Below are 20169 nucleotides of genomic sequence, written 5' to 3'. Positions count from 1 at the left end.
CTCCTGCTTAAAAATATTATTATGAAGAAAATTTATGTATATCTAATATTCTGTCTGACAATCTCTTTGTGGAGTTGCGAAGATTATTATGATACGGATAATGATCCCGTAGTATATGGTGTGACTTATTTCAAAGCAGATTTACATACGGATAAAGCTTCGTACAAGCCGGGTGAGACAGTCCGCTTTACCCTCAAAGAAAAGCCGTCAGGCAATGTAAAAGTGAGATATTCCCACTTGGGCAAAGTGATTTCGGAAGAACCCCTGTCATCTGCCACGTGGGACTGGACTGCACCCTCCGACGACTACAAAGGGTATATGGTAGATATATATGAAGTAACTGGTAATGCAGAAAAGATACACCAGAGTATTGCTGTCGATGTGTCATCGGACTGGAAGAAGTTCCCTCGCTATGGTTTTCTTTCCTCATATGGCAAGCTATCCGAAAATGAAATAGAAAATAACATCGAAGCCCTTAACCGTTATCATATCAACGGCATTCAATTCTACGACTGGATGTATGACCACCAACGTCCATTAGCCGGAACGGTTGATAATCCGTCCGCATCATGGGCAGACCTTATAGGCAGAACTAATTATCTGTCCACAGTCAAAGGATATATCAATGCTGCCCACAATAAAGGGATGAAAGCCATGTTTTACAATCTTGCTTTCGGAGCTTTGAACAATGCGGCGGCAGATGGCGTAAAAGAAGAATGGTATCTTTTCAAAGACCAGAATCATACCGAAAAAGACAATCATCACCTCGACGCTCCTTTCCGCAGTAGCATTTATCTGACAAATCCGGGGAATAAGGAATGGCAGGATTATATTGCAGGAAGGCATGGTGATGTCTATAAGGTTTTCGATTTTGACGGCTATCATATCGACCAGTTGGGAAACAGGGGAACAGTCTATGACTATACAGGAAATGCCGTTAAGCTCGAGGAGACTTATAAACCTTTTATCTCGGCGATGAAACAAGCCGATCCGGACAAGCGACTGGTTATGAATGCAGTTTCTCAATACGGTCAGCAAAAGAGCATTGCAAGATCAGAAGTTGATTTCCTATACACGGAAGTCTGGGACGAATCTAAAACTTTTGACCAATTAGCTCAGGTTATACTCGATAATAATAGTTATAGCGGAAATGAAAAGGCGACTGTTCTGGCTGCATATATGAATTATGCACGGTCAAACAATTCCGGTTACATCAATACACCCGGTATATTGCTTACCAATGCTGTGATATTCTCTTTTGGAGGCTCGCATCTCGAATTAGGAGAACACTATCTGGCGAATGAATATTTCCCGAATTCTAATTTGCAGATGAAATCCGAAACAAAGGAATCCCTGACTCACTATTACGATTTCCTTGTTGCATACCAGAACATCTTACGCGACGGAGGCACTTTTTCTCCAATAAACATACAATCTGCCGGCGGAAACCTTTCATTCGAAAACTGGCCTGCATCGCAAGGCAGTATAGCTGTGGTGGGAAAGAAATTCACAGATAAAGATGTGGTTCATCTGATAAACTTTTCACAGGCTAATTCTATGGAATGGAGAGATACGAACGGCACACAAAAAGAACCGTCGCCAGTTGCCGGTATACAAGTAAAAGTGACCGCATCCAAAGCTGTTTCGAAGGTATGGATTGCCTCTCCCGATATCAATGGAGGAGTTGCGATCAACACTGAATTTTCTCAATCGGGCAATGAGGTTTTGCTGACACTCCCTTCGCTTAAATACTGGGATATGCTGGTACTTGAATATTAATTAATAAGGAAAAGGTAAGAAGGTTATGATAAAGAAGGTTTGGTTATTTCTAACAGGTTTGATATTTTCTTCGGCAACATTACTTGCCGGAGAATGTATCTCCTATACTAAAAACGGGAATCAGGTTATTTTCAATTGCAAAGACGGGTCGAAGATGTCTCTGACGATAAACAGCAACTCCGTCATTAAAGTCTGGTTCGACCAATCAGGAAAATTTCTAAGAAGCAATGAATCATTTGCTGTAATAAATGAAAACCTCGAGGATATCGGAGAAATCAATGTGAATGACGAACCCGCATGTTATGAAATATTTACGTCGAAGCTGCGTATCAGGGTAAATAAAAACCCGATGCAGTTACAGATATTCGATAAATGGCAAAAACTGGTTTTCAGCGATTTTAAAGAGAGAGGGCACGTTGCCGATTCTAAAGCCGTAAAAGCATATAAAATTCTGCGTAACGATGAGCAGTTTTTCGGACTGGGCGAAAAGACAGGCCCCCTGAACCGCCGCGGACGTTCGTATAAGATGTGGAATAGCGACCGCCCCTGCTACAGTGTCACAGAAGACCCTCTGGCAAAAAGCATTCCATTTTTTATGAGCAGTTACCGTTATGGTATATTCTTGGATAATACATACAAGACCGAGTTCAAATTCGGTACTGAATCAGATGAATACTACTCATTTGAAGCACCGGACGGGGCATTTGTTTATTATTTCATATTCGGAAAAGATTATAAAGATATCCAACAGCAATATATCGACCTGACAGGTAAACCCATCATGCCTCCTAAATGGGCTTTGGGTTTCGCTCAGAGCCGGGGGTTATATACCAAAGAGGCTCAGGCATTGGACATAGCGGCTGAATTCCGTAAACGTCAGATCCCTTGTGATATAATTTATCAGGATATAGGCTGGACACAATATTTACAGGATTTTGAGTGGCGCAAAGGAAACTATACAGACCCAAAGGGGATGCTGAAATCATTGAAAGGACAAGGCTTCAAGATGATCGTCTCGCAGGACCCTGTTGTATCACAGGCGAATGAAATACAATGGAAAGAAGCTGATAAATCAGGCTATTTCGTAAAAGATGTCCGTAATGGAAAATCGTATGATATGCCGTGGCCCTGGGGAGGAAACTGCGGTGTAGTAGATTTCACTATTCCCGAAGTTGCCGATTGGTGGGGCAAATATCAGCAAAAGCCAATAGATGACGGAATAAGCGGATTCTGGACTGATATGGGTGAGCCAGCATGGAGCAATGAAGAAGACATAGACCGCCTGAATATGAAACATCATATAGGCATGCACGATGAGATACATAATGTATATGGCCTGACATGGGATAAGGTTGTAAAAGAACAGTTTGACAAACGCAATCCGGATAAACGAATCTTCCAGATGACACGTTCGGCCTATGCCGGTTTGCAACGTTACACATTCGGATGGACAAACGATAGCGGTAACGGAAATGATGTACTGGAAGGTTGGGGGCAACTTGAGAATCAGGTAGCAGTAGGAATTTCTGCCGGACTGGGGGGTATTCCGTTCTGGACTACAGATATATCAGGTTACTGCGGAGATATTACCGACTATAACGCAATGGGTGAACTATATACACGTTGGATGCAGTTCGGTATATTCTGCCCGTTGAGCCGTGCTCACCATGAGGGAGATAATGCTGTTGAGCCATGGATGTTCGGCGATGTGGTGGAAAAGAACACCAAAGCGGCTATCGAACTGAAATACCAGCTATTCCCCTATCTGTACACATATTCACGTAGGGCCCATGATACAGGCTTACCGATAACAAGAGGCTTATTTATGGAATATCCGAACGATGCAGAAGCTATAAAAACAGATAACCAGTTCATCTTTGGAGAAGAAATACTAGTGGCTCCTGTGCTGAAAAAAGGAGAACGGGTAAAACGTGTTTACTTACCTGATGGGGAATGGATCGACTTCAATGATAAAAAGACAATCTATCTGGGAGGACAAACAGTTGCCTATCGTGCACCGTTGAATACAATCCCTGTATTTGTAAAAAAGGGTTCGATTATCCCGATGATGCCTGTAATGCAGTATATACATGAGAAGAAGGACTACCCTCTGTTTATCCATATTTTCCCTAACTATGAGGATGAAAATGCCAGCTTTGAGCTTTATGAAGATGAGGGTGAAAATCTGGACTATCTGAAAGATATTTATTCAAAGACAGGTTTCGTATGTACAACATTGAGTGACGGATATAAAACTATGATAGAACCAAAAGACAAAGGTTTCCGGCAATCGGAGAAGCGAAATATCGTTCTCAAATATCACCTGGAGGCAAAACCGAACAGCATATCCGCAGATAACAAGGTTGTCAGAAATGTAGAAGAAAATATAATCCTGAATAAACAGGAAACAGATTTTTCTTCAGTAGAATGGTCGTGGAATGAGGCAACGAAAGAATGCTGGGTAAAAGTACCGGATAATAGAAAAACTGTAAATATATCAATCAAATAAAATAATAAGGATGAAGAAAATACTTTTGCTAATAAGCATCTGTTTATTAGGAGGATTAGTTCATGCTCAGGATTTAAAATCTCCTGATGGTAATTTCGTGATGAGATTCTATTTGCAGAAAGGAGGAATTCCCAGCTATCAGCTTGATTACAAAGGAAAACAAATAATAAAGCCAAGTAAATTGGGTCTGGAACTAATGGGCAATACAACCAAAGTTGAATTTGGTGCGGAAATGGATATAAAGTCCGGGACTAATGACCCTCAGATCTCGCTGTATGACAACTTCCGTATAGCGGATACAAAAAGCTCCTCTTTCGATGAAACATGGCAGCCTGTGTGGGGAGAAACTAAAGATATCCGGAATCACTATAATGAATTAGCTGTGACATTGAATCAGGAAGGAACAGACCGTGAAATGATCATCCGTTTCCGCTTGTTCGACGATGGTCTGGGATTTCGTTATGAATTTTCTCAACAAAAGAATCTGATCTATTTTGTTATTAAAGAAGAACGTACCCAGTTTGCCATGACGGGCGACCATACGGCTTATTGGATACCGGGCGATTATGATACACAAGAATATGATTATACGACTTCCCGTCTTTCAGAGATCAGAGGCCTAATGAAAAATGCGATTACACCAAATGCTTCACAAACACCGTTTTCTCCGACAGGAGTACAGACTTCCCTGATGATGAAAACCGATGACGGCTTATATATCAACCTGCACGAGGCTGCGCTTATCAACTATGCTTGCATGCACCTTAATCTGGATGATAAAAACTTTGTTTTCGAATCGTGGCTGACACCGGATGCGAATGGATCGAAAGGACATATGCAGGCTCCATGCAGTACACCCTGGCGTACTATTATAGCAAGTGATGATGCACGGGACATTCCGGCATCGAATATGACCCTGAACCTCAACGAACCGTGTAAGATTGAAGATACGTCATGGATCAGACCAGTGAAGTATGTTGGCGTTTGGTGGGAAATGATAACCGGAAAAAGTGAATGGTCTTATACTTACGACCTGCCAAGTGTGCAACTTGGGGTTACAGATTATTCTAAAGTAAAACCTCATGACCGTCATGGTGCGACAACCGGGAATGTGAAAAAATATATCGATTTTGCCGCAGAGCATGGCTTTGACGCCGTATTGGTAGAAGGATGGAATATCGGTTGGGAAGACTGGTTCGGAAATCCAAAAGATTATGTTTTTGACTTTCTTACACCTTATCCCGACTTTGACCTTGAAGCGATTCGCGACTATGCAAAAAGTAAGGGAGTAAAAATGATGATGCATCATGAAACTTCCGGCTCTATCCGTAATTATGAACGCCACCTGGATGCAGCATATAAATTCATGAATGATAATGATTACACTTCAGTCAAATCAGGCTATGTAGGAAATATGATACCGCGTGGTGAGTTTCATTACAGCCAGTGGCTAAACAATCATTATCAGCATGCTATAGAAAAAGCGGCAGAACATAAGATCATGGTAAATGCCCACGAAGCCACCCGTCCTACCGGAATTAGCCGTACATGGCCCAACCTTATAGGGAACGAGTCTGCACGGGGCACAGAATACCAGGCTTTTGGAGGCAGCAAACCGAACCATGTGACCGTACTTCCGTTTACCCGCCTGATCGGTGGCCCTATGGATTATACTCCGGGTATTTTCGAAATGGATATCGAAAAGATTAACCCCAACAATAAATCACATGTAAACAGCACATTAGCGAATCAATTAGCATTATACGTAACAATGTACAGTCCTTTGCAAATGGCCGCCGATTTTCCGGAACACTATGAGAAGTTTATGGATGCCTTCCGGTTTATCAAAGATGTAGCTCTTGACTGGGACAACAGTAAATATCTGGAAGCTGAACCGGGAGAATATATAACGGTCGCCCGTAAAGCCAAAGGAAAAGATAACTGGTTTGTAGGGAATGTAGCCGGGGAAAAAGGATTTACATCTAATATCGGCTTTGATTTTCTGGATGCGAATAAACAATACATAGCTACTATATACTCAGATGCAAAGGAGGCTCATTATAAAACTAATCCGCAGGCATATGAAATAAGAAAAGTTATCGTAAATAATAAATCCAGATTAAAACAACTTTCAGCTCCGGGCGGAGGGTATGCGATTAGTATAATACCGGTTACAGATAAAAATGAGACTAAAGGACTGAAAAAATTATAGGAAACCGTTCTTTATAGATACGGGAAACTTTTTAATATTCCCCTAATACCGTTTAAATAAATATTTATACGGTATTAGGGGCTTTTTATGACTAAATTTTATTCCTATTATTCAGAATTAATCTCTTATAAGGCATACCGAAATCTAATCTTTTAGTAAAAAGTTTATCTATGTATTTTGAAGTATACTAGTTATCAGTTTACTAGTTTACAAGAAAAAGAGTTCTTTGAAAGAATTAATTAGCAGATTTGAAACATCGTTCAACGGAACAAAGTGTAGTAAAAATAGCATATTAGCAAATGAGTGAAATAGTGTAACCTTTGTTACCTTATCAAAGTAGTAAGTATTGAGTAATAAGTTGAAAGTTATATGAGATACAAGTAAACAAGACACGAGATACAAGTTGCTGACTGATGACTGACAAGCTAATTATTAATTTTTCATTCTTCATTATTAATTACTTTCCGTGTTACCTTTGTTACTTTTTTATAGTTACAAGTTACTTCGCCCTTTGGGCAGTTACAAGTTACGAGAAAAGCATTGTTAACTGATGACTGTTAACTGAAAAGTTACTTTCTATATAGTGTTCTTTGTGTAAATCTTTGTGCCCCTTGTGGTAAAGAGTTTTACCACTAAGTACACGAAGGGAGGCACAAAGGGCACAAAGGCTAAAAAACTGTTACTTTTGTTACCTTTTTTAAGAGTTATGGGTTGGCTGGCGTCCTGTTTTGTTTCACGCAAAGCCACTAAAGCGCAAAGTTTTTACATCTTACGGGTTGATGACTGATAACTGCAAAAACTGTTACCTCTGTTACTTTTTAACAGCACATAGTTAATGAACGCAAAACATACAAGATGAAAATAGTAAAAAAAGTGTCAGAAGTGTCAGGTTTTAACTAAACACAGTTAACAAAAGTGAATATAGCGATGAGTGATGAATTATGAGTGATGGGATAGACTTTGTGCCTTAACATTTTTGCGAGAAACTCATTGTTAACTGATGGCTGTTCTCTAAAAAGTTGCCAATTTTCGTGTATTTATCCAAAATCTCTTTAGTGTAACAAATGTGACAGATTATTTGTTATTATCATAATACCTTCACATTGTCAAATTAAAAACAATAAAGAAGATGAATAATATATTTGAAAAAGGAACAGTCTTAAACTTATCCCAACTCGTCGATTATTCTGACGGAGGAGTTATCAGCAAGCAAGTACTAAAAAGCAATGCTGGAAATATTACCCTGTTTTCTTTCGATAAAGGTCAGGGGTTGAGCGAACACACAGCACCATTTGATGCAATGGTACAAGTACTTGACGGTGAAGTAGAAATCAGAATAGGTGGCAATCCTGTATTGCTCAAACAAGGGGAAACCATCATTATGCCTGCCAACATTTCCCATGCCTTATTTGCTGTAGAAAGGTTCAAGATGTTATTAACCATGATAAGAGGATAACCATGAGTGAAGTAATAAATAATTCGCAGAAAAGGAAAGAGTTGCTCAAGCATCTGATCCTTCAGTTACATAATAATGAAGCTCCCGAAATAGTCCGGAAACGGTTAGTTGAACTATTGCGTTCTGTTCCCTATAACGAAGTAGTGGAAGTAGAACAGGAACTTATATCCGAAGGCTTACCCGAAGAAGAAGTCCTGCGCTTTTGCGATATACACACTGCTGTACTGGACGGAAGTATAGATACATCAGCAGCAAAAACAGTACAGCCGGGACATCCGGTAGATACATTCAAGCGGGAGAATCGGGCACTGGAAGAATATATCCAAAAGGCAAAAGTTCTGTTTGACAAAGGTAATAAGCTGAAAGATGAAGAAGTGAAAGAATATCTTTTGCAACTCAAAGGTGTCTTTAATAACCTGTCGGATGTAGATAAACATTACAAACGGAAGGAATACCTCCTATTCCCATTTCTGGAAAAAGCGGGTATTACAGGGCCTCCGAAAGTAATGTGGGGAAAACATGATGAAACCCGTGAATTGCTAAAGGCGGCCCATGAGGCTCTTCTGGCAAAGGATGTTTCTGCCGGGGAAGTCACTACCCTGATCCTGCTGGTTCTTTTGCCTGCTATCGACGCCCTCGAGGGTATGATAATGAAGGAAGAAGAGATATTGTTGCCAATGTGTCTCGATACACTCACAGATAAAGACTGGTACCAGATATACAAGGAAACTCCGCAATTCGGGTTTAGTCTGTACGATCCGCAAACGGAATGGACTCCTGAATCAGTAGAAGTGGGGGAACTTACGTATAAAGAAGGGGATGCTATACACCTCTCTTCTGGAAACTTTACTACAAAAGAACTGGAAACAATATTCAAAACATTGCCTATCGACGTCACTTTTGTGGATAAAGATGATAAAGTGAAATTCTTCTCACACGGAACAAAAAAAGTCTTTGAACGCAATCGCTCGATAATCGGCCGGGATGTACGTCTTTGCCATCCTCCGGGTAGTGTACATATTGTAGAGCAGATAATAAATGATTTTAAAAGCGGAAAAGAAAATGTAGCAGCATTTTGGATCTCTTCGTTTATGGGACGTTTCGTCTATATTGAATATACAGCACTCCGGGGAAATGACGGCGAATATCTGGGAGTGATGGAGGTTACACAGGATATAACGGATTTAAGGAAACTCGAAGGAGACCAGCGTCTGTTATCTTATGGAACAAAGTAACAATGAAAACGGATATCAACCTTCAGACCAAAGTTGCCAGCCTATTGGAATCTTATCCTGAGTTGGAAGATATACTAATGGAATTATCGCCGGTTTTCTCTAAGTTGAAGAATCCTGTATTACGCCGTACCATTGCCAAAGTTACATCATTGCAACAGGCAGCAGGAGTCGCAGGGATTTCCCCGCCCCTGTTAATCCAAAAACTAAGAAAAGCCGCCGGGTTATCGGAGATTGCAATGGATGCAGATACGGACAATATTGAAGATGTAGCCGCACCTTTTTGGTTCGATGAAAGTAAAATAAGTTTCCGGTTCGATGCCCGCCCTGTAATAGAATCCGGCGAGAGTCCCATGCAGGATATTCTGAAACTGTCGTCGAAGTTAGAAGGTGAACAGATATTGCAGATAGTTACTCCATTTAAACCCATACCGATTATTGATATCCTGAAATCGAGAGGCTTTAAAACATGGAGCCGGGAAAATGAACATTTCTTTATAAAAGGATAAGCATTATTTAAGGAAGAGGGTGCGTCGACAGGAAATTGCCACACCCTCTTATTCTTTATCAACAGTCCGGAACCTTATTCGACTCCGCCACCCAGTGCTTTATATAAATTGACAGAATATTGCAACTGCTCAAGTTTGTCATTTACCCGATTCAACTGTGCTGATAAAAGATTCTGTTCTGCATTGAGTACCTCTGTATAATTTGCGTCTCCCGCTTTCAGAAGCTCATTCGTAAAATAAACAGAATTCTGACATGCCTCTATTTGCTTTTCACGAGTTTCATTCTTCTTCAGAGAAGATTCAAATGAAAATAGAATATCTGTAACTTCCTGCCCAGCGCTCAATACCGTTTGTTCGAAGGTCAATAACGCTTCCTGTTGCTGTGCTTTCGCTATTTTAAGATTACCGGTCAGCTGTTTCTTTGCAAAAATGGGTTGCGTCAAGCCTCCGATTATACTTGCAAAGATATTCTCCGGTTTGAAAAAGTTTGACAAAGTATTGTTTGTTCCAAACCCAATTGTACCGGAACTCAGGGTTATAGATGGATAAAAACTGGCCTGAGCCGCATTTGTCAGTTCAAATGCCGACCGGAAAGATAATTCCGCTTGTTGCACATCCGGACGTTTTGCCAGCATCTGAGCAGGAACACCATATTCAAGCTGAAGAGGATACTGTTGCGAATGGATTGCCGAACGAGTTATAGTCCCCGGCTTACGACCAAGTAAAGTACAAATTGAATTCTCCAGTTCCCTTATTTGACTTTCTAAATCAGGAACGCTGGTTTGAGTACTATACAATAGTGCTTTGCTTTGCTCTACTGCAGCTCCATTTTGTAGTCCGGACTTTTTCAGAGCTTCCATTGTTTCTACATTTTCTTCCAAAAGTTTTATCGTTTCTACAGTTATCGCCAACTTTTCATCTAAGGCCAGTAAGGAATAATATGACGTGGCAATGTTAGCAATCAGAGATGTCTGAATCAAATTCTTGTAAGCGTAGCTACTCAAAAATTGGGCATATTTAGCTTTCGATTGCCTGTTAAGCTTTCCCCAGATATCTAATTCCCAACTGGCAGATACTCCCAGCGTATAGTCTGTGGAATGATAACGTAGCACGTCTTTCCCATTCTGTCCATTACTGCTACGAGAGTGATTTACCTGTCCTACAAGAGATACATCCGGAAAATATGCCGCCTTGGCCATACCCAGGCTAGCTTCGGCCTGTTGAATGCGGGTATAGGCTATTTGTAAGTCGAAATTATTCTGGATGCCTTCATCAATTAAAGTAACGAGATAGGTATCGGTGAAATATTCTTTCCATGGCTTATTGGCTATGGTAGTAGTATCGGATGATGTCATTTCACCATATAGATTTTTAGAATCCGGTTGGGGTGTTTTGTATTTATTCATCACTCCGCAGGATGGTAATCCTATCAGGGCTATAAGCCCCAATAGAATGATTCCTCTTGTATATTTATTTCTGTTCATAATTATTTTTGATTTTGCTGTGTTATAAATTCATCATTCGAATTTATCATCCCCGACTTACTAACCTTGTCTTGTATAGACTGGAATATGATATAAAGAGACGGGATTATCAATACTCCGATAAGCGTACCTATAAGCATACCTCCGATAGCACTGATACCAATCGAACGGTTACCAATTGCGCCCGCACCGGAAGATATTGCCAATGGCAATAAGCCGAATATAAAGGCAAAAGATGTCATCAGAATGGGGCGGAAACGGGCAACTGCTCCATTTACTGCTGCATCGATAATACTCATACCCTGTTGACGGCGTTGTATCGCATATTCTACAATTAATATCGCGTTTTTAGCCAATAATCCGATTAGCATAATCAGAGATATTTGTACATAAATATTATTGGTGATACCCTGACTTAACCCGAATGCCGACAGGAAGATAAATACCCCGGCCAAGCCGACAGGTAATGAAAATATAACCGCCAATGGCAAAATATAGCTTTCGTACAATGCTGCTAACAGCAGATAGACAAATATCAAGCACAGTCCGAATATCAGTACGGTCTGGCTACTACTTTCAGCTTCTTCACGTGTCATTCCCGAGAATTCGTAACTATACCCCGAAGGCAGCGCCTGGTCTTTTACTTCTTCAATTGCTTTGATCACATCTCCCGAACTGAACCCTCCCTGATAATTAGGAATAATTGTCAGTTCCATCGAAGAATATAAGTTGAATCGTGTACGGGTCTCCGGTCCTGTAACATCAGTTATAGTAAGAAACTCGGTTACCGGAGCCATTTCTCCACTTGCAGTTTTTACAAATAAGCCATCCAGATCATCCAGTTTCGAACGATATTCGGGTGCTGCCTGCACCATTACTCTGAACTGCTTTCCATACAGGTTGAAATTTGATATATACTGGCTACCAATATATGCCTGTAGCGTTCCCATTACATCACTAAGAGTTATACCCGCATCCTTAATCTTGGGAATATTGGCTTCTAACTGTTTTTGTGGAAAATTAGGATTAAACGTTGTCATAGCCATCATAACCTCTTCCCGCTGATTCATTTTGGCAATAAAATCATTGGTAACATCGTAAAACTTATAAATGTCTCCGCCAGTTCTGTCCTGTAGATTTACCGAAACCCCATTACTCAAACCAAATCCCATGATAGTAGGAGTACCGAAGAACATGAAAGTCGCATTGTTTATCGCTTTTGTTTTCTCCGTCATAATTGCAGCGACTTCATTTGCTGTAATTTTACGATCGTCCCAATGATCCATTTTGATGATAACAGATCCATACGAGCTTCCCATTCCACTCATGAAACTTACCCCGCTGAGGCTACCTATATTTTTCACTTCTGGTATCTCATTTGCCATACCATTGACTATCTGCACTATCGAATCGGTTCTCTCCAGTGATGAGCCGGGAGGAAGGGTTATCATCCCCATTACGGCCCCACTATCTTCCTGTGGTACGAACCCGGTAGGAATTACTTTCATTAAGCCAAATAGTATAACAGAACTTACCAGTATAATACTGACCGTAATCCAACGATGCCCCTTTTTACCTAAAAATATTAGAGATTTCTTATATTTTGAAGTGGTTGCATTGAACCCTATATTAAAGAAATAATAGAATCTTTGTATAAAATTCTTTTTCTTATGGTCTTCGTCATGCGGCTTCAAAAACAGAGCACAAAGTGCCGGACTCAGTGTCAATGCATTTATTGCTGAAATAAAAATAGCAACTGCAAGAGTCAATCCAAATTGCTTATAAAATATACCGCTCGTTCCACCGATAAAGCTGACAGGGATAAATACCGATGACATAACCAGGGTAATAGAAATAATAGCCGGAGCGATTTCACCCATTGCCTTAATGGCCGCTTTTTTCGGATCTTTCTCTCCACTTTCCAGCTCTGCATGCACTGCCTCGACTACGACAATGGCGTCATCTACCACTATACCGATAGCCAGTACCAAAGCAAAGAGAGTAAGCAAGTTGATAGAGAAACCCATTATCCAAAGGAAGAAGAATGTACCTACAATAGCCACAGGAACAGCGATAGCCGGTATAAGTGTAGACCTGAAATCCTGAAGAAATACGAATACGACAAGAAATACGAGCAGGAATGCTTCGAGCAAGGTAGTAATAACCTTACTTATAGATGCATTAAGGAAGTCGCTTACATCCATCAGGTAAGTGATCTTCAATCCCGGAGGCAAATCATTTTGCGCTTTATCCAATTCTGCCTTTACATTTTTTATAACCTCCTGTGCATTCGAGCCTGCCGTCTGGCTGATAGCCATCATAATAGCTGCATTACCATCTGTAGAGGTAGTAACACTATACATTAATGAGCCCAATTCTACTTTGGCTACGTCACTTAGCCGCACTATTTTACCTTCGGAAGAACGGACAATAATATTCTCGAATTCTTCTGTCGAAGATAATCGCCCTGTATATTTCAAAGTATACTGAAACGCCTGATTGCTATTTTCACCCAATTGACCCGGGGCCGCCTCGATATTCTGGTCTTTCAGTGCGCCGATAACTTCGTCGGTCGATATTTTGTATGAAGCCATTACATCTGGTTTCAACCATATGCGCATCGAATAATCATTTGCACCAAATACAGATGCATTACCAACTCCATAAACACGTTTTATCTGAGGAATAATATTAATGTTAGCACAATTCTGCAGGAATTTAGCATCATAATCCGGATTGTCAGATACAAAAGACATCATCAGGATATTACTTGTTTGCTGCTTTCTTACTGTTACCCCGGTCTGCGTTACCTCAGCCGGTAGTATAGATGAAGCCTGATTCACAAGGTTCTGCACATTCACGGTTGCCATGTCAGGATCTGTTCCCTGCTTGAAATAAACAGTTATACTGGCCGAACCTGTTTCGGCTGATGAGGTCATATAAGTCATCCCCTCAACACCATTAATTGCCTCTTCTAATGGTATAATCACACTGTTCATTATTACATCGGAATTTGCTCCGCTGTATGAAGCTTCTACCTGTACGGTAGGAGGAGCTATATCGGGGTACTGCTCGATAGGCAGCATATTCATTCCGATTATACCTAACACCACGATGATAATGGATATCACGGTGGATAATACAGGACGTTCGATAAATGTTTTTAGCATATTCTTTTATTTTAATAGGTATATGTTCCCTCTACCTCCTGAATTACAGGAGATAAAATCCGGGATTATTATTAATGTTATTTGCTAATTGTTAATTATAAGCTGTCAGGTTTGTTTTGACCGATATCTTCATTCCGTTTCTAAGAGTTGCTACACCATCAGATACTATTTTATCCCCATCTGTCAGTCCACCGGTTACTGCATAGTCCTGCCCGTTGGGCATTGTTTGAACAGATATTATCTGTTGGCTTACAGAGTCACCTTGAAGCCTGAAAACCAACACTTTATCCTGCTGAGAAAATGTCGCCTTCTGAGGTATAACAAAAACATCCTCCAAAACTTTAGGTATAATTATTTTACCACTAGTCCCGCTTCTCAATTTGCCTGACTGGTTAGGAAATTCCGCGCGGAAGTTTGCAGAGCCTGTTGTTATATCTACAGTTCCGGTTATAGTTTCTATACGTCCTTTTGCTTCATATTCCGATCCATCAGACAGAACGAGTGTGACCGGAGGCATATTCTTTATCTTTTCAGATTGAGTAGAACCTTCTACACCATCCAGAAAATCCATCAATCTACGCTCATTCAAAGAAAAATATGCGTAAACATTTCCCGTATTAGCTATTGTTGTTAACGTATTCGAGCTGTTTACCAGACTGCCTGTGCGGTATGGAATCGAACCCACTACCCCATTTACCGGGCTGGTTACTGTTGTCCAGCTTATTGTTGCCTGTGCATTCTTTAGTGTTGCTTCTGCTTGTTGCAGAGTAGCCAAAGCCGTTTCATAAGCATTTTCGTAAGTCAATAACTGTACTTCACTCACAATTCCTTTTTCGGCCAAAGGGCGGTAGCGGTCTACATCCACTTTTGCTGTATTAACCCGTGCCTTCTCACTATTTACAGAGGCTTTGGCAGAAGTTAAGGACTGTTCGGACGCAGGAGAATTGATCTTAAACAACGCCTGACCGGCCTTTACCACTGAGCCTTCATCTACATATATAGCTTCTATATAACCATCCACACGAGGCTTTACTTCTATATCTTCCTGTCCCTTGATCGTTGCAGGATATACAGATTGCATGTTTGCCACCTGCCTGTTCAAAGCTATTACAGGGTATTCCTGAAGAGCTGCTTCCTGATTTGCTTGATTACTGTTGCCGCATGAGGCAAATGCTAACAGAGCTATTGTTCCACTAAAAATCATTTTCGCTTTCATCATCATTTAATTATTTAGTTTGTTTAATTCATTAGAAAGTACTAAGAGTTGGCTGGTAAGATTCTTTTCGTCAATATTGCGGTATATATTATTACAGCATAAAGACATCTTTGTCGACGCCATCGTATACAGCGCTTCTCCCACATCTGTGAATTCAATATATATTACGCGGGTATTTTTTGTCCCCCGCATACGGGTAATTATATTATTCTTCGCCAGATTACGGAGTATAGTAGAAATAGTCATGGGATCAATTCCTGTCTCTTCGGAGAGATCTATTTGTATAATTTCTTTCTTATAATTTCCCAGATAGTAAATTGCAGATAACACTTCATATTGAGGTCCGGTAAGGCCGAATTCATCCAATATCTGTTTCTTGGTTCTCATCCATAATTTAAAGACATGTCCAATTAGTGAATCGACATTCACACCCCTCATATTCATCATTTTAACTTTATCCATTACATTATAAATTGAGATTGTAAGTACACTTATATTTGATTGCAAAATTCGAAAAGGGTTGGAACATCCCAAAAATTATTCAACCAACCACAAAACTATCTGTATCAATATTTTGAAAACATTCAACGACCGGGTTTTATAGATAAAAATCTTAGAAAAAGTCTGTTTATTGAAGATTTCAGTGGTTTGGCTGATAATATCGCCGGGTTGGTTGAATATATTTGCTTTTATATTCGTATTATTATTACATTTAATAAGTTTTTCCAATACTACATATATGAATAAAATATTAAGCTATATACGCTCATCCGCCAAAGCTCAGTCGATTCTTATCTGGTCGGTTATCTATACGGTCGGATTTATACAGAATCTTTGGATAAGTGTTGAATGGTCGCTAAAAGTAGGTACGTTAAACTTTATCTGTATGGTGGCAATATATTATACAACTCACAATATCTTAATTCCCAGATTACTCATAAAAGAAAGGAAAATCCTCTATTTCATCTTTTCGATTATATTGATTGTATTATTTGCCAATATCTGCGCTCGATTTGAATTATATATGCTGAAAGAGTTAGCTATAGAAACAGATCAAGAGTTTAAATTTGTTTTTTCTATTTCAAGGTTTACGACTATTTTTATACTGATATATGCCATTGCCAACATAATTTTCTTTTCCCGGAAAAGTGCTGAAGACGCCCGGTTAAAAGAGAAGCTCTTATCCGAAAAGAAAATGCTGGAGGCACGGGTACTGAAATCCCAGATTAATTCGCATTTTATATTTAATGCGTTGAATAACATATACTCAATGACCTACTTCAAAGATGAATATACATCAGGATATGTGTTGAAACTGGCTCAGATGATGCGTTATGTAATGGAAGATTGTGAAACGGAACTAACACCTCTATCGAAAGACATTGAGTATATACATAACTTTATTGATTTCCAAAAGCTCAGGTTCGAGAACGATAAGGATATAACTTTTGTATACAAGAACGAAGAAGATACAAATATTTGTGTACCTCCAATGATTTTCCAACCCTTGGTGGAGAACTGCTTCAAACATACGCCTCTAGAAGTTGATAAAAATAGCTTTATTCATATCCTGTTGAAGGTGGAAAAGAAACAAATATACTTCGTTGCCGAAAACAGTCAGCCATTGATCAAAAATAAGCCTCTGGCTAATGGGGGCGGGATAGGGATTGAGAATGTAAAAAGGCGTCTTGATCTTTATTTCGAAAATAGATATTCCCTGGAAATATTCAACAATCCGGATTCGTTTAAAATTGAGTTGTCTATAGATTTTGAATCTTCACAAAATGCAAGTTATGACGGAAACGCTTAAAGTACTCATTGTAGACGATGAATATCATGCCCGCAAGTTATTGTCGGAATATGTTTCAAAATTACCTTTTCTCGAACTGACCGGAACCGGGGCTAATGTATTTGAAGCAATGGATATCTTACGGAAAGAAAAAGTTGACATTTTGTTATCCGATATACAGATGCCGGAAATTACAGGGCTCGAATTTGCACGCAGCCTCAAAAATCCACCTTTTGTGATATTTACAACTGCATATTCGGAATATGCAGTGGAAAGCTACGAACTGGATGTAATCGATTATCTGCTGAAACCGATAGCTTTTCCCCGTTTTTTACAAGCAATAAATAAAGTCGTTGAAAGAAAGGAAATCAATACGTCAAATAGTCCTTTGCTAAGTCAAGCCCGACCTCAGGTACAACCCGAAAAACCGGAAGAAGATAATATTGTAGTAAAAAGCGGATATAAAATCTACAAAATAAATTATCCGGATTTAATATACATAGAAGGGCAAAGAGAGTACGTCACATTCCATACCACCAGACAGAAAATAACCTCTCTGGCTTCTTTAAAAGATCTGGAAAAAAAATTACCATCCAACTTGTTTGTCCGGATACATAAATCTTACATTATATCAATAAAGCATATAGAGCTGATAGATAAGAATATTCTTCATATAGCCGGTAAAAAATTACCTATTGGCAATAGCTATAAAGAAAGTCTGATGAAACTCTTTTAACTGCATTAATCGTTATGGTTTTTACTATTAGTTTCGTATGAAAGAGTCTCTTGAAATAAAGATATAGAATGGCAGTAATATTGAAATTTTGTTTCGTATAAATTATAATTAAAACGCAATAAATATTCCCTCAATTAAATAGCTTTATTGAGACTGAAAATAAGAATATAGTCCAGTTTTTCATAAAGTAAAAAACGTTAAGAAACATCCGTTATATGAATAATTAACGTTACATTCGTGTAGCCTTAAATAATCTTATAGACTCATACAAAGACCAAACAATAATAGAGAAATAAACGTTGTTATAAAAAACATCATCTTAAAAGTGCTATGGAGATATCGGAACTGTATAAAATTTATAAACAATACCCGGAAGTTTCAACAGATACACGCAACAGCCCAAAAGATTCTATTTTCTTTGCACTGAAAGGCGCCAATTTTAATGGAAATGAGTATGCCGAAAAAGCAATAGATTCGGGATGTAGTTATGCTATTGTAGATGAGTCGAAATATGCTACACGCCCCAATATTATATTGGTAGAAGATTGCCTGGATACATTGCAAAAACTGGCAAACCACCACCGTAAACAACTAAAGACTCCGGTGATAGGTATAACAGGAACAAACGGCAAAACAACTACCAAGGAATTAATCACCTCTGTCTTGTCTCAGGAATATAACGTTCTTGCCACTCAGGGTAACCTCAACAATCATATTGGAGTACCATTGACACTGCTTCGTATAAAAAAAGAGCATGAAATAGCTATTATAGAGATGGGAGCCAGCCATGTAGGAGAGATAAAAGTACTTTCTGAAATGGCGATGCCTAATTACGGAGTCATTACCAATATTGGCCATGCCCACATAGAAGGCTTCGGTTCATATGAAAATGTGATCAAAGCCAAAGGCGAATTATACGAATATATCAGGAGTACAAGAGACGGAAAAATCTTTATCGATTATGACAATTCCCTGCTACGGGAAATGTCGGAAGGTATTACATCCATATATTACGGATTGGAAGAAGACTTGTTTATATCCGGAAAGGTATTATCTATAAGGCCATTTCTCGAATTTGAATGGAAATTTGGCACCAGACGCAATAAGGTTAAGACTAATCTTATAGGAGAATACAATTTATCTAACGCATTAGCAGCTATTACTATAGGTAAATATCTGGGTGTAAAAGCCTCTTTAATATGCAAAGCAATTGAAGAATATCAGCCTACAAACAACCGCTCACAGCTAAAAGAAACAGATAGGAATATGCTCATCATAGATGCATATAACGCAAATCCGACAAGTATGCATGCAGCCCTTGAAAACTTTGATCATATGGACGTAAATCACAAAGTACTGATCTTGGGTGATATGAAGGAGTTAGGCCCGGACACGGATCTGGAACATCAGAAAGTAGCCGACTATGTATCCCATCACAATTTTGACAGGGTTATATTCGTAGGAGATAATTTTAGTCGTATTATAACCGATTATCCGCGTTTCAAGGATCTGGACAGTTTAAAGTATTATCTGAAAGAGAACCCTATCGCAGATAGCTATATTTTGCTTAAGGGCTCACGGGGTGTGCAGCTGGAAAGGTGTATAGACGTTCTCTAAATTGTAAATATACGTTTCGAAAAAACACTATAAAAAACAGGATAGTCCATAGGACTATCCTGTTTTTTTAAAATAAATGCTATTGCTTTTATTATTTTGTTGCTTCAATAGATTTCTTGCGGAATTCTTTCAAAGCTTTCTCGATTTCAAGAGATACTTTTCTTGCTCTCTGTCCAGCAGCTTTGTTTCCACTCTCAACCTGTGCAGCTGCATCTTTAGCAAAGTCTGCGAAATCCTTGTGTAATTTTTCTACTAAATTTTTCATTTTACTTCTTTTTTTTAAATTCGTACAAAGATAATTTCTTTAACTAAACAAACAAAAATGCCGGATAGTTTATTTAAACACGCATTAATAGTAAAGTTTTAGCGTTTTTTCTTCCTTTAGATAAAGACTTAAGATATATACTTTATTCAACTTACTTATAAACACGCACATAATCTACAATCATCAGACGGAAGA

14 protein-coding genes are annotated in these 20169 nt (G+C 39.2%); 9 read left to right on the top strand and 5 right to left on the bottom strand.

Translation table 11 applies throughout. The features are described 5' to 3' along the window. Positions 1 to 21 precede the first annotated feature (21 nt). The 6 genes from IR083_RS21830 (at position 22) to IR083_RS21805 (ending at position 9697) form a co-directional block, all read left to right on the top strand. A complete protein-coding gene (locus IR083_RS21830) occupies positions 22 to 1779 on the top strand; it encodes a glycoside hydrolase family 66 protein (RefSeq protein WP_194225915.1) in 1758 nt (585 codons plus the stop codon). 25 nt (positions 1780 to 1804) lie between these two features. Beyond that, entirely contained in the window at positions 1805 to 4288 is a 2484-nt protein-coding gene (locus IR083_RS21825) for a glycoside hydrolase family 31 protein (RefSeq protein ID WP_194225914.1), read from the top strand. Positions 4289 to 4298: 10 nt separating this feature from the next. Then, on the top strand, positions 4299 to 6500 hold the full coding sequence (locus IR083_RS21820) for a glycoside hydrolase family 97 protein (protein ID WP_194225913.1): 2202 nt from the start codon (positions 4299 to 4301) through the stop codon (positions 6498 to 6500). A 1129-nt stretch (positions 6501 to 7629) separates the two neighbouring features. Next, positions 7630 to 7956, top strand: coding sequence for a cupin domain-containing protein (locus IR083_RS21815; protein ID WP_194225912.1), 327 nt, complete (start codon positions 7630 to 7632; stop codon positions 7954 to 7956). A 2-nt stretch (positions 7957 to 7958) separates the two neighbouring features. Further along, positions 7959 to 9191: a DUF438 domain-containing protein gene (locus IR083_RS21810; protein ID WP_006799081.1), complete on the top strand. Its 1233-nt coding sequence runs from the start codon at positions 7959 to 7961 to the stop codon at positions 9189 to 9191. 2 nt (positions 9192 to 9193) lie between these two features. Next, entirely contained in the window at positions 9194 to 9697 is a 504-nt protein-coding gene (locus tag IR083_RS21805) for a DUF1858 domain-containing protein (RefSeq protein WP_194225911.1), read from the top strand. A gap of 74 nt (positions 9698 to 9771) precedes the next feature. Here IR083_RS21805 and IR083_RS21800 read toward each other — a convergent pair whose 3' ends face one another. The 4 genes from IR083_RS21800 to IR083_RS21785 form a co-directional block, all read right to left on the bottom strand. Further along, entirely contained in the window at positions 9772 to 11181 is a 1410-nt protein-coding gene (locus tag IR083_RS21800) for an efflux transporter outer membrane subunit (protein WP_194225910.1), read from the bottom strand. 2 nt (positions 11182 to 11183) lie between these two features. Further along, positions 11184 to 14351: an efflux RND transporter permease subunit gene (locus IR083_RS21795; RefSeq protein WP_194225909.1), complete on the bottom strand. Its 3168-nt coding sequence runs from the start codon at positions 14349 to 14351 to the stop codon at positions 11184 to 11186. A gap of 91 nt (positions 14352 to 14442) precedes the next feature. Next, the gene (locus IR083_RS21790) at positions 14443 to 15570 is read right to left on the bottom strand and encodes an efflux RND transporter periplasmic adaptor subunit (RefSeq protein WP_317174787.1); all 1128 of its coding nucleotides are present in this window, start codon (positions 15568 to 15570) and stop codon (positions 14443 to 14445) included. Positions 15571 to 15573: 3 nt separating this feature from the next. Beyond that, complete coding sequence (locus IR083_RS21785) at positions 15574 to 16029, bottom strand: MarR family winged helix-turn-helix transcriptional regulator (protein WP_194225908.1); 456 nt, start codon at positions 16027 to 16029, stop codon at positions 15574 to 15576. Between the two features lie 277 nt (positions 16030 to 16306). On the opposite strand from IR083_RS21785, the gene IR083_RS21780 reads away from it, so the two are divergent. The 3 genes from IR083_RS21780 to IR083_RS21770 all read left to right on the top strand — a co-directional run bounded on the left by IR083_RS21780 (position 16307) and on the right by IR083_RS21770 (position 19709). Beyond that, on the top strand, positions 16307 to 17377 hold the full coding sequence (locus tag IR083_RS21780) for a sensor histidine kinase (RefSeq protein WP_194225907.1): 1071 nt from the start codon (positions 16307 to 16309) through the stop codon (positions 17375 to 17377). Continuing rightward, the gene (locus IR083_RS21775; RefSeq protein ID WP_194225906.1) at positions 17361 to 18092 is read left to right on the top strand and encodes a LytR/AlgR family response regulator transcription factor; all 732 of its coding nucleotides are present in this window, start codon (positions 17361 to 17363) and stop codon (positions 18090 to 18092) included. The genes IR083_RS21780 and IR083_RS21775 overlap by 17 nt, the downstream gene beginning before the upstream one ends. Before the next feature lie 330 nt (positions 18093 to 18422). Beyond that, complete coding sequence (locus tag IR083_RS21770; protein WP_006799073.1) at positions 18423 to 19709, top strand: UDP-N-acetylmuramoyl-tripeptide--D-alanyl-D-alanine ligase; 1287 nt, start codon at positions 18423 to 18425, stop codon at positions 19707 to 19709. A 91-nt stretch (positions 19710 to 19800) separates the two neighbouring features. Here IR083_RS21770 and IR083_RS21765 read toward each other — a convergent pair whose 3' ends face one another. Beyond that, on the bottom strand, positions 19801 to 19974 hold the full coding sequence (locus IR083_RS21765; RefSeq protein ID WP_006799072.1) for a histone H1: 174 nt from the start codon (positions 19972 to 19974) through the stop codon (positions 19801 to 19803). Between the last annotated feature and the right edge of the window lie 195 nt (positions 19975 to 20169).

The sequence above is a fragment of the Dysgonomonas sp. GY75 genome, from assembly GCF_015234155.1.
Lineage (GTDB): Bacteria > Bacteroidota > Bacteroidia > Bacteroidales > Dysgonomonadaceae > Dysgonomonas > Dysgonomonas gadei.
The sequence above is the reverse complement of the archived record's forward strand: the minus strand, read 5'-3'. Positions and strand labels throughout refer to the sequence as shown.